This window comes from Lysinibacillus sp. NPDC092081, assembly GCF_044755845.1.
Lineage (GTDB): Bacteria > Bacillota > Bacilli > Bacillales_A > Planococcaceae > Lysinibacillus.
Map to the genome: position 1 here is coordinate 17,268 of NZ_JBIVRU010000010.1, position 11,828 is coordinate 29,095.

Consider the following 11,828-nt stretch of genomic DNA (forward strand, 5'->3'; position numbering starts at 1 on the left):
TCTTTGTGACAAACAATTGATTTTTAAAAATTAGCTATCGATTTCTGTCACGTTTATTTCATATTTACATAAATCGCAATTATGTATCATGCTATCAATTTGTATTAACTCATTGCTCGAATATAACGCATCTACCTGTCCCTTTAAATAGGATTCATGTAAAGAACAAACAATTTCTGAATGAGTAGTAAGCTGCTCCTGGAATGGACAATTAAAAATGGAGAAAGTCACACTTTTACCATGCTCTGTTTGTAGTACTTGCGGAATATAGCCAATTAATGCTGCGTTGTCAGTTAATAGCTGAAGCTTCTGTTCGAAGGAAAGGGTATTATTTAATTGTAACTCAGCATTTACATAATTCTTCATTTGCTGATAACCATCTTGGTAGCTAATATCCTGACATCTTTCTAATGCAGATGGTCCAAATTCTTCAATTAGTTGGATTGTCCATTTTAATAGTCGATCTTCATCACGTCTCGGGAACGTTAATGATACACCTTTATCTGAGGCCTTATAAACACGACCAGGTCTACCACCTTTCCCAGTTTTGGCAAAATCAGCTGTAATTATATTGATTTCTGAGAGCTTTGTTAAGTGTAAACGTGCAACGTTTGGATGGATACCGAATTTATCAGCGATATTTTGGACCGTTACAGTTTTCTTCTCTTGTAGTATGTACTCATAAATAGAGTATCTAGTTTCATCGGCTAATGTACTAGTAATTTTTAATGGATGGATCATTTTCTTCACCTCTATGTAATATTTTTGAATATTATTTTTTCTACCAAGTGTAGGAAAAAAATCATGTTGTTTCTATTATATTGCATTATTGAAAAAGATACAGTTCCTTTAGTCATAAATATTAACTTTTTCATAGGATTATGTTCAAATTTAGTGAAAATTTGCATGTTATCCACATTTTTATAGCAAAAAACATGTTTGATAGGAAATTTTATAGCAAATTTTTATTTTAAGAAAAGGGCTTTTCTCGTGACAAGTTTCTATCTATACTAGGAAATAACGAATAGAGCGGTCATATTCGAATGAACCAGAAGAGGGGTGCGAGTATGCAGAATTTTGAAACAGTTGTTGAACAAAAGTGTGAGCAACTTTTACTAAAAGCCTATCATTTCGGTGCATCAGATTTATTATTAGTTCCAGAGCGTATACGATATCGTATTTATTTTCGAAAATATGATAAGTTACTCCAAGCAGGTGAATTACCAAACGATCTTGCGGAACGAATGATTTCCTTTTTTAAATTTTTATCGGCATTAGATATTAGTGAGCGTCGCAAACCCCAAAGCGGCTCCTTCCAAAAAGCTATGGAACAAGATCAATATGCCTTTCGTGTTTCTACACTTCCCTCGGTATTTTTAAAAGAAAGCCTAATTATCCGATTGCTTCTACAAAATCATGCATTCCCACTTACTTCCTTATCTTATTCCAAGTATGCAGCAGACTTGTTAATGGAACTAGTGAAACGTCAACAAGGACTTTTATGTTTCACAGGTGCAACAGGCTCTGGTAAGTCAACATCCTTATATTCCCTAATCCATTACTGTTCGACAGAGCTAAATCGACATGTCATTTCATTGGAGGATCCTGTAGAAAATAACCAAGCAAACCTTTTACAAATTCAAGTAAACGAACGAGCTGGCGTTACATATGCTACAGGATTAAAGGCTATTTTACGCCACTCACCTGACATTATTATGATTGGTGAAATACGTGATAAAGAGACTGCAAAAATCGCAATCGAGGCTTCATTAACAGGTCATTTAGTGGTAACGACCATTCATGCCAAGGATTCGGTAAACTGCCTTTATCGATTTATAGACTTAGGTGTTTCAATAGAAGAACTTCGCCAAACTTTGGTAGGAATTGTTGCTCAGACACTTTTCCAATCACCAATAGTCCAGGAGGAACGCCGTGCATTGTTTGAAATATTAAGCGATGTTCATCTTCAAATGGCCATTAAAGCAATTATGCAAAAAACTAGCTACGAGCTACCACAGGATTTAACGCTTACAGGTCAAAAAGAATTGATAGAGAGTCAGAACTATGCGAATACGAAAGTTTATTGAAAGAATTCGATTAAATTACAAGAAGGCAACAAAATGGCGAGTAAGAGAACAAGCTCGTTTTTTTAGTCGATTAAGCGTGTTAATGCACGAAGGTTATTTATTCCCACAGGCTATTTCAATTCTATTACCTCATCATATTGAAGCACATGAAGAAATACAAAAGCTAATCAATGAAAAGCTGAGGCAAGGAGTTGGTGTTGCAGGGGTTTTTGAAGCATTGCAACTTCCAAAGCAGCATTTAGTCGCCATTACAGTTGCAGAAAACAATGGGGATATGATTGAGACGTTAAAAGGTGTGGCCAAGCAAATGGCTTTAAGTGAAACGACGAAGAAAAAATTAATGAAGCTACTCTTATATCCAGTAGTACTCATTTTATTTTTGTTGCTGTTGTTTTTAGTATTTCGCACCATATTCTTTCCTAATATAGAAAAAATGGTAACAAGTCGAACTGTCGGCACGGAGGGGACAAGCATTGCTTTATCAAAAGTATTATTGCATTTTCCCGATGCTTTAATAGTCGCTGGCATAGCAGTAATATGTAGCATTTTGATTTTCCAATTTTATCTCAAACGACGTCCGATCGCTCGCCAGTTAAACATTATCCTAAACACGCCATTGATTCGGATTTATATACGAATGTCTTTAACGAGACAATTTGCTGCGTATTTAGGAAGTCTACTACAAAGTGGATTTTCTTTACAGGCAAGTCTACAAATCTTAGAGGAGCAGCGACTTCAACCGTTTCTACAGTATCTGGCACGATGCATAAAGGAGCGTGTTGTTTTTGGTGATACACTTACACAAGCTGTTAATTTGATGACAGTTTGGCAGAAGGATTTCTCGATATTTGTTGAACATGGAGAGCAAAGCGGCTATTTAGGAAAAGAGCTAGTACTATACAGCGAATTATTGACAGAAAGGCAAGAGCAACTATTGCATAAAGTCCTTGCGTTTGTGCAGCCTATCTTCTTTATCATTATTGCGATGTGCATAGTTGCCGCATATGTAAGTTTATTATTGCCAATATATCACATGATTGAACTAGTATAGGAGGATAATAATGAAACGTATAAAGCAGCAAGCTGGTTTTACATTGATTGAAATGCTAATTGTCCTTTTGATTATTTCGGTATTAATTTTAATTACAATCCCCAATGTTACAAAACATTTTGCTACCGTCGATGAGAAGGGTTGTAAAGCGTATGTAAGCATGGTACAAGGGCAGGTAGAGGCGTATCGAGTAGATTTTATGGCTTATCCAACAATTCAAGATTTGGTAGAGAAAGGCTATTTGAAGAAGAATGAAACGACTTGCCCTAATAAAGAAGAGATTATGATAACTAAGGATGGGGAGGTACGATTGGCGAAAACTTCTACCGATACTGGTTCTAGTAACTGATGGATGATATTAAAAGTGAGCGTGGCCATACGTTTGTTGAAATGCTAATTGTATTGTTTATCGTTATGTGTTTAACAACGATTGTCGTAAAGTATTCGTTAAAAGCAGCGGAAAATAGGGAGCTTGAGCGATTTTTTACACAAATTCAATTAGATATCCAATATATCCAAACTTATAGTATGCACCAAAGGGAATATATCTCGATGAAATTTGAGAGCTCATCAAAGAGATACATCATTAAAAAGGATATTTTTACAGAATTATTTGAACGACCTTTTCCAAAAGGGGTTGAGTTCATGCCTACGTCAAGTTCGATTTACACGATTATATACAACTTCAATGGAAACGTCATGACCCCAGGAACGGTTTATTTTAAGACGCCCAAAGGCATTAAAAAGGTTGTTATTACGTTAGGACGAGGGAGATCGAGAGTTGAATGAATCTGGTTATTCATTTGTAGAAACGATTTTATCAGTAGTCATTGTCATGTTATTATGCACGACATTAATACCAATTAGCTACACGATGAAAACGACTCTTTATAACAAGAAGTTAGAAGTTATCGCAACGGAAACTGCCTATGAAGGCTTAAAGCATTTTCGCTATTTACAGCAAACGGAAGGTACTAAAACAATTGAAAATGTAGATTTTCAGTGGTCTATGAATGGACAAGGGATATGTGTAAGTTTTCAAAATACGCGAGAATTACGCAAAAAATGTATACAACTGACAGGTGTAGTCGATGAATGAGAGAGGTTATACTTTATTAGAAGCGTTGTTTCAATTAGTTGTTTTTGTGCTTATTGCGCATCTTGTCGTGTTCATTATGCTTTGGTTTGCAGAAATGAAAACAACGGTACTATCTGATGAACAATCAAAGTGGGAGCTTTTTGTTTATGATTTGAGTATGTATTTAAAGGATATTTCATCTTTTACGATTCGACAAGATCAAAAGAGAATTACCTTCCAGGCAGAAGATACGATTCATAATATTGATTGTTATAGCAATATAATTCGTGATCAAGTAAATGGTGGTCATGTTCCAATGCTAATTGGTATTAATAAATGTCAGTTCCAATTTGAAAAAGATATGTTAACAGTAGCTGTTGAATATCCAAGTGGTATCAAAAAGGAGCGAACTTTCTATGTTCCAGTTATTGAAAAATGACAGAGGGGCTATTTTTTTAATCGCAATTGCATTATTATTTTTTGTAACTACTTTTGTTCTTACGTATTGTACGTCTTATGAGATTCAGTTTCGAACATATGATAGCCTAGAAAAGCTGAATGTTCGAGCTACGATAAATTTATTAGGACAAATTTTGTCAGACAGTGTAGAATCGTAGTTATAAGAAGGTGATTCGAATGCGAAAAATATATTTAGTGGGCTTTATGGGCTGCGGGAAAAGTGCGTTAGGAAGACGTTTAAGCTATTTGTTAAAGATGCCATATTATGATATGGATCATGAAATTGTTAGACAGCAGGGTATGACAATTCCACAGATATTTGAAAAATACGGAGAAGCACGTTTTCGAGAAATAGAAACAGAATTTTTGAAAAAATTCCGAGACGAAGCTTGTATTATTTCAACTGGTGGTGGAGTTGCAGTCAATGCTGAAAATCGAAAAATAATGAGACGCAGCGGACTCGTGTTTTTTTTAGATGCGACATTCGAAGATATATATATACGAATACAGCATGATCCGAACAGACCGATTGTACAGAGTTCAACGAAAGAGGAACTAGAGAAGCTGTATCATTACAGAAGAAGGTTCTATCGTGAGGCAGGACATATACAGGTGTTAACAGAGAGGCGAACAATCCGCCAAATTCTTGAGTATTTAGTATTCCAAGTCAAAAGACTGAAAGGCGAACTATAACGAATTTAAACAAATGGAATGTTCGTGTTTTAATATAAAATAAAAAATGTTTGCCTTTTCAATGCAATTAATGTTAGGATATAGACAAATAAGTAACTTAATGTTCATTGAATACTAAATAGTACCAAGATGAATAATCTTGGGCGGATGATTGTACGGGGAGAGCACGTATAGACGTCACCGAAGGAGCAAATAGCAAAATGTTATGAATCTCTCAGGTAAAAGGACTCGTACAAGACGCAACTCTGGAGAGAGCTGTAGTACAACAGCCACCAAAGGGGAAAGCCGGCTGATTGGCATTGTAGGTATGCGAGTCAGTCTGGTGTAACTTTCAGGTTTAAGGACAGAGAATCCCGAAAAGGGGTTCGTCTGTCTTTTTTTATGTCTAAATGTTTCTCCTGTTATTTCCTTATTTGGATGAACAAACAGGGGAAGCATGAGTGTACAAATAAAAAGCAGACGAACTACTACCAGTAAAAAATGTAACTAACAATAAGGGGGCAAAAACAATGACGAATGAATTACAACGTACACCTCTATTTGAAGAATATGCAAAGCATGGTGGTAAAACAATTGACTTCGGTGGATGGGAATTACCAGTGCAATTCTCTTCTATTAAAGAAGAGCATGATGCAGTACGTAATCGTGCTGGCTTATTTGATGTATCACATATGGGTGAAATTTTAGTAACTGGACCTAATTCACTAGATTTTTTACAAAATCTTTTGACAAATGATATTTCAAAAATTGCAGTAGGTCAAGCGCAATATAATGCTATGTGTTATGAAGATGGTGGCGTTGTCGATGATTTATTAACGTATAAATTAGCAGATAATCATTATTTATTGTGCGTAAATGCTGCAAATATTGGAAAAGATTATGATTGGATGATGGAAAATCAACATCAATATGATGTGACTATCGACAATCAATCAGATGCTTATGCACAAATTGCCCTTCAAGGCCCATTAGCAGAAGAGGTTCTTCAAACATTAACAGATACTGATTTAAAAACGATTAAATACTTCCGTTTCCAAGCAGATGTTGAAGTTGCTGGTCATAAAGCATTAGTATCTCGTAGCGGTTATACAGGAGAAGATGGTTTTGAATTATACGGCTCTCCAGAAGATATTAAAGCTTTATGGAATGAAATTTTAGAGGCTGGAAAAGACAAAGGTGTTGTTCCAGCAGGTTTAGGTTGTCGTGATACACTGCGCTTTGAAGCAGGTCTTCCATTATACGGGCAAGAGCTATCAGCGACAATTTCACCTCTTGAGGCTGGTATTGGTTTTGCTGTGAAATTAAATAAAGAGGATTTTAATGGTCATGATGCATTAGTGGCACAAAAAGAAAATGGACTGTCACGTAAAATTGTAGGCATTGAAATGATCGATAAAGGAATTCCTCGTCATGGCTACAAAGTGTTTAAGGATGGTAAGGAAATCGGTGAAGTGACAACAGGTACACAGCTTCCTTCCTCTAAACGTAATGTTGGTCACGCATTAATTGACAGTCAATTCGCAACTATCGGAACTGAATTAGAAATCGAAATTCGTGGTAAGCACTTAAAGGTAGTAACAGTTGAAACACCGTTTTACAAGCGTTCAAAATAAAAATTGAAAAGAGGGACCTACATTTATGAAACATCGTTATTTACCAATGACGGAGCAAGATAAACAAGAAATGTTAGACGTAATTGGCGTATCCTCAGTTGATGAGTTATTTGGGGATATTCCAGAAAAAGTACGTTTTAAAGGCCTATATGATATTAAAGAAGCAAAATCTGAATCAGCTTTATTAAAAGAATTAACGGCACTTGCTGGAAAAAACAAAGATACAAATGCTAACGTATCGTTTTTAGGTGCGGGCGTATATAACCACTATAAACCAATTATCGTGGACCATGTTATTTCTCGTTCAGAGTTTTACACAGCGTATACTCCATATCAACCAGAAATTTCACAAGGGGAATTACAAGCAATTTTTGAATTCCAAACGATGATTGCAGAGCTTACAGGTATGGATCTTGCAAACTCTTCTATGTATGATGGAGGAACAGCATTAGCTGAAGCAGGTATGCTTGCAGCTGGACATACACGCCGTAAGAAAATTTTAGTATCTGAAACGGTTCATCCTGAGTACCGCGATGTCGTTGCTACATATGCATACGGTCAATCCATTGAAATTGTTACTGTTCCACATAAAGATGGTGTGACAGATGTAGAAGCTTTAAAAGAACTAATGGATGACAATACGGCAGCTGTTATTACACAGTATCCTAACTTCTTTGGTCAAATAGAGGACTTACAAGTAATTGGCGACATTGCACATGAAGCAAAAAGTTTATTTGTCGTATCTTCAAACCCACTTTCACTAGGAGTTTTAACACCACCTGGTAAGCTAGGTGCTGATATTTGTGTAGGGGATGCACAGGTCTTTGGCATTTCTGAAGCATTCGGTGGTCCGCACTGTGGTTTCTTTGCAGTAACAACGAAGCTAATGCGTAAAGTTCCAGGTCGTCTTGTGGGTGAAACAGTAGACGGTGAAGGTCGTCGTGGTTATGTTTTAACATTACAAGCGCGTGAACAACATATCCGTCGTGATAAAGCAACGTCTAATATTTGTTCGAACCAAGCGCTTCTTGCACTTGCTGCTTCTGTAGCAATGACTGCTCTAGGTAAGCAAGGCGTTCGTGAAATGGCTATGCAAAATATCGCGAAAACTCGCTATGCTAAAAATGCCTTTGAAGCGGCAGGCTTCACAGTTGCATTCCAAGGTGCACACTTTAACGAAATCGTAGTGAAGACAAATAAATGCGTGAAAGAAATTAATAAAGGCTTAATTGAAAAAGGTATCATCGGTGGTTATCCTTTAGGTCAAACATATGACTCTCTTAAAAATCACGTGCTAATCGCAGTAACAGAATTACGCACGAAGGAAGAAATTGATGCACTTGTTGCAGAAATGGGGGCTCTTAATGCATAACGAAAATCAATCACTCATTTTTGAAATTTCCAAAGAAGGTCGAGTTGGCTACAGCTTAGAAGCGCTTGATGTACCAGAGGTTGATCTTGCAGATTTACTTCCTACAAACCTAGTACGCGCGGAAGCAGCGGAATTACCAGAGGTATCTGAGCTTGATATTATGCGTCACTATACAGCACTTTCTCGTCGAAACCACGGTGTAGACTCTGGCTTCTACCCTCTTGGTTCTTGTACGATGAAATATAATCCTAAAATTAACGAGGCTGTTGCACGAATTTCTGGTTTTGCCAATGTTCACCCATTACAGGATGAATCAACAGCTCAAGGTGCAATGGAGCTTCTTTACGATCTACAAACATCATTAGTTGAAATTACAGGTATGGATGAAGTGACATTACAACCAGCGGCTGGTGCACATGGTGAATGGACAGCGTTAATGATGATTCGTGCCTTCCATGAGGCAAACGGTGAAGGTCATCGTAATAAAGTTATCGTTCCTGACTCTGCTCACGGTACTAACCCAGCATCGGCAACTGTTGCAGGCTTTGAAACTATCACTGTTAAATCAGATGAAAATGGCTTAGTAGATATTGAAGATTTACGCAAAGTAGTTGGTTCTGATACAGCTGCATTAATGCTAACAAATCCAAATACACTTGGTCTATTTGAAGAAAATATTATCGAAATGGCAGAGCTTATTCACTCTGTTGGCGGTAAAGTATACTATGACGGAGCAAACTTAAACGCAGTTATGAGTAAAGCACGTCCTGGTGATATGGGCTTTGACTGCGTACATTTAAATTTACACAAAACATTTACAGGTCCTCACGGTGGCGGTGGCCCTGGTTCAGGTCCAGTAGGTGTAAAAGCAGATTTAATTCCATTCCTTCCAAAACCAGTTTTAGTAAGAACAGAGGAAGGAACATATCACTTCGATTCCGATCGTCCACAATCAATCGGACGTGTTAAACCTTACTACGGTAACTTTGGTATCAACGTACGTGCATACACTTATATCCGTACAATGGGTCCAGATGGCTTAAAAGCTGTAACAGAATACGCTGTATTAAACGCAAACTATATGATGCGTCGCTTAGAGCCATTCTACGATCTACCATATAACCGTCATTGTAAGCATGAATTTGTATTATCAGGTCGTCGTCAAAAGAAACTTGGCGTTCGTACTTTAGATATTGCAAAACGACTGTTAGACTTTGGCTACCATCCACCAACAACTTACTTCCCATTAAATGTGGAAGAGGCATTAATGATCGAGCCAACAGAAACAGAATCTAAAGAAACATTAGATGCATTCTGCGATGTAATGATTCAAATTGCAAAAGAAGCAGAAGAAAATCCATCAATCGTACAAGAAGCACCACATACAACAGTCGTAACTCGCTTAGACGAAACACGCGCTGCTCGTACACCTGTGCTTCGCTATCAAAAAGCATAATTAACTGCCATAAGGCGTCCAATGAGTATTTTGTTACTTATTGGACGTTTTTTTTATTCTTTTTTTGATAGGCATTTAAATGAAAAAGAGTTGGATCAATGAGGCAGAGCTTAGAATAGAACTCACGAATAATGGATAAAAGAGGCAGCGTATCTGATAGAACCAGCAGATTGATGGAAATAAGAGCTAAAGTGATAGATAGAACTGCAAAGTGACGGATTGAAATGTCAAAGTGAAGCGAGCTTCCGACGAGATTAACGCTAAGGTGCAAGCATGGAAGGCCAAATGGCAAAAAGAGCTAGAAAATCATTAGGGTAAAACTTAGAAAAGCAAGCGAAGAGGGGCTGTCAACTGACAGCCCCTTAGTTCATTTTATCGAGAAGAATCCTAAATTCATCTTATTTTACACTATGTCGTATCTAAAGTACTTTAACAAAGAGAATTGTTGCCTATCAAGGTTTTTTTGACTCAGTGAATCTATTTCATCAATTGTAAAAATAGTTAAGTTAAGAGAGGTACTTACTTTAGGTAATTATTGGTAGATCTTGCGTGTATTGTCATATGATGCTAATGGCGATAGCTTCTGATTACGTTAGATGTTAGGGACGATATAAGGTAGTAGTGAAACATCTTAAAAAAGTATTTGACAAAACCTTTTCGAATAACTAGACTAACCTTAGTGATAATGATTATCATTATCGTTGTTTTATGATTACCTTGGAAAGTGAGGTCACGTATTTTTACAAGCTAAATCGATTGGAACGGAAACTATACTTTTTAATATAGAAGCATTTGTATTCTACAATCGATTTTCATATTGATGCATTCTTGGCAAGAACTCACGTACTAATAAGCCAATGTGCATTACATAGAACACTATTAAAAGGAGATTTGACAATGAAAAAATGGTTATTACCGATGATGATGGTGGTCATACTAGTGCTAGCAGCGTGTGGCAATAAGGAAGACAATTCGAAGAAAGATGATGAGGGTACAAAAGAAGCTTCTTCAGCGGAAACAATTACTTATCAATCAGAAACAGGTCCGATCGAAGTACCAGCTCATCCAAAGCGTGTAGTAGTGTTATCATCATATGCTGGAGATTTGTTGCAGCTTGGAGTTAAAGTTGTGGGTGTTGATGCATGGGAGGCAAATAATCCAAACTTCCATGATGACCTTAAAAATGCGAAAATAGTTGAAAATACGGATATTGAAAAAATTATTGAACTTGATCCAGATTTAATTATTGGATTAAATAATATTGAAAATGGAGACAAATTAGCTGAAATCGCACCAACTGTACTGTTTACATACGGTAAAGCGGATTATTTACAGCAATTTATCGAAATTGGAAAAGTTGTTAATAAAGAAAAAGAAGCAACAAAATGGGTAAAGGATTTTAAAGCACGTGCTTCAGAAGTAGGTAAGAAAATTAAAGAAAAAATCGGTGAGGATGTCACAGTTACTGTTGCAGAAAGTTTTGATAAACAATTATATGTTTTTGGAGATAACTGGGCCCGTGGAACAGAAATTTTATATCAAGAAATGGGCTTGAAAATGCCAGAAAAAGTGAAGGAAGTGGCCTTAGAGCCAGGCTATTTTGCAATTTCACAAGAAGTATTAGGCGAATATGCTGGTGACTATATCATTTTAAGTGTACCAGAAGACCAAGATTCTTCATTTACAAATACAGCATGGTTTAAAGATATAAAAGCTGTAAAGAATGATCATTTATATGAAGTGAATGCGAACACATTTTACTTTAATGATGCAAAAACTTTAGAATACCAATTAGATTTTTTTGAAAAGAAATTCTTACAATAACCAATACAGTAAAGGTAAGATCTTCGTCATATGTCTATTTTTTTAAAAAAATAAGAAGTGAACAGAAAGAGGTTGGGACATAACTAAATGGTTCCTTCATTAAGCCAAATAATCTCTAAATTAACAAAACACGATAAATAGAAAAACCGAACTATTCCGAAACACTTCATGAGCGTTTCATTGGATAGTTCGGTA

General features: G+C 36.5%; 13 protein-coding genes and 1 riboswitch. Of the genes, 12 read left to right on the forward strand and 1 reads right to left on the reverse strand.

Features of this window, described 5'->3' with window-relative positions; genetic code table 11:
• Window positions 1-30: 30 nt before the first annotated feature.
• Entirely contained in the window at window positions 31-741 is a 711-nt protein-coding gene (locus tag ACIQLB_RS15020; RefSeq protein WP_400727163.1) for a helix-turn-helix transcriptional regulator, read from the reverse strand.
• 326 nt (window positions 742-1,067) lie between these two features.
• On the opposite strand from ACIQLB_RS15020, the gene comGA reads away from it, so the two are divergent.
• The 12 genes from comGA (at window position 1,068) to ACIQLB_RS15080 (ending at window position 11,633) form a co-directional block, all read left to right on the forward strand.
• Window positions 1,068-2,087 carry a competence type IV pilus ATPase ComGA gene (gene comGA / locus ACIQLB_RS15025; RefSeq protein ID WP_400727166.1) on the forward strand — a complete coding sequence of 340 codons (1,020 nt, stop codon included), beginning with the start codon at window positions 1,068-1,070 and terminating at the stop codon, window positions 2,085-2,087.
• The gene (gene comGB, locus ACIQLB_RS15030; protein WP_400727168.1) at window positions 2,065-3,138 is read left to right on the forward strand and encodes a competence type IV pilus assembly protein ComGB; all 1,074 of its coding nucleotides are present in this window, start codon (window positions 2,065-2,067) and stop codon (window positions 3,136-3,138) included. Before comGA ends, comGB begins: the two co-directional genes overlap by 23 nt.
• 10 nt (window positions 3,139-3,148) lie before the next feature.
• Window positions 3,149-3,487, forward strand: coding sequence for a competence type IV pilus major pilin ComGC (gene comGC, locus ACIQLB_RS15035; protein WP_400727170.1), 339 nt, complete (start codon window positions 3,149-3,151; stop codon window positions 3,485-3,487).
• Window positions 3,487-3,927 (forward strand): competence type IV pilus minor pilin ComGD, encoded by a 441-nt coding sequence (comGD, locus tag ACIQLB_RS15040; protein WP_400727173.1) that lies wholly within the window; start codon window positions 3,487-3,489, stop codon window positions 3,925-3,927. Before comGC ends, comGD begins: the two co-directional genes overlap by 1 nt.
• Window positions 3,920-4,237 (forward strand): hypothetical protein, encoded by a 318-nt coding sequence (locus tag ACIQLB_RS15045; RefSeq protein ID WP_400727176.1) that lies wholly within the window; start codon window positions 3,920-3,922, stop codon window positions 4,235-4,237. Before comGD ends, ACIQLB_RS15045 begins: the two co-directional genes overlap by 8 nt.
• A complete protein-coding gene (gene comGF / locus ACIQLB_RS15050; protein ID WP_400727179.1) occupies window positions 4,230-4,655 on the forward strand; it encodes a competence type IV pilus minor pilin ComGF in 426 nt (141 codons plus the stop codon). The genes ACIQLB_RS15045 and comGF overlap by 8 nt, the downstream gene beginning before the upstream one ends.
• Window positions 4,633-4,833 (forward strand): hypothetical protein, encoded by a 201-nt coding sequence (locus tag ACIQLB_RS15055; protein WP_400727183.1) that lies wholly within the window; start codon window positions 4,633-4,635, stop codon window positions 4,831-4,833. Before comGF ends, ACIQLB_RS15055 begins: the two co-directional genes overlap by 23 nt.
• A 19-nt stretch (window positions 4,834-4,852) precedes the next feature.
• Window positions 4,853-5,368, forward strand: a complete 516-nt coding sequence (locus ACIQLB_RS15060; RefSeq protein WP_400727186.1) for a shikimate kinase — start codon at window positions 4,853-4,855, stop codon at window positions 5,366-5,368.
• Between the two features lie 147 nt (window positions 5,369-5,515).
• Window positions 5,516-5,608, forward strand: a riboswitch (glycine riboswitch).
• A 269-nt stretch (window positions 5,609-5,877) separates the two neighbouring features.
• Complete coding sequence (gcvT, locus tag ACIQLB_RS15065; RefSeq protein WP_400727189.1) at window positions 5,878-6,981, forward strand: glycine cleavage system aminomethyltransferase GcvT; 1,104 nt, start codon at window positions 5,878-5,880, stop codon at window positions 6,979-6,981.
• Window positions 6,982-7,006: 25 nt separating this feature from the next.
• Window positions 7,007-8,353 carry an aminomethyl-transferring glycine dehydrogenase subunit GcvPA gene (gene gcvPA, locus ACIQLB_RS15070; protein ID WP_400727192.1) on the forward strand — a complete coding sequence of 449 codons (1,347 nt, stop codon included), beginning with the start codon at window positions 7,007-7,009 and terminating at the stop codon, window positions 8,351-8,353.
• Entirely contained in the window at window positions 8,346-9,809 is a 1,464-nt protein-coding gene (gene gcvPB, locus ACIQLB_RS15075; RefSeq protein ID WP_400727195.1) for an aminomethyl-transferring glycine dehydrogenase subunit GcvPB, read from the forward strand. The genes gcvPA and gcvPB overlap by 8 nt, the downstream gene beginning before the upstream one ends.
• A gap of 897 nt (window positions 9,810-10,706) precedes the next feature.
• Complete coding sequence (locus tag ACIQLB_RS15080) at window positions 10,707-11,633, forward strand: iron-hydroxamate ABC transporter substrate-binding protein (RefSeq protein WP_400727197.1); 927 nt, start codon at window positions 10,707-10,709, stop codon at window positions 11,631-11,633.
• Window positions 11,634-11,828: the final 195 nt, after the last annotated feature.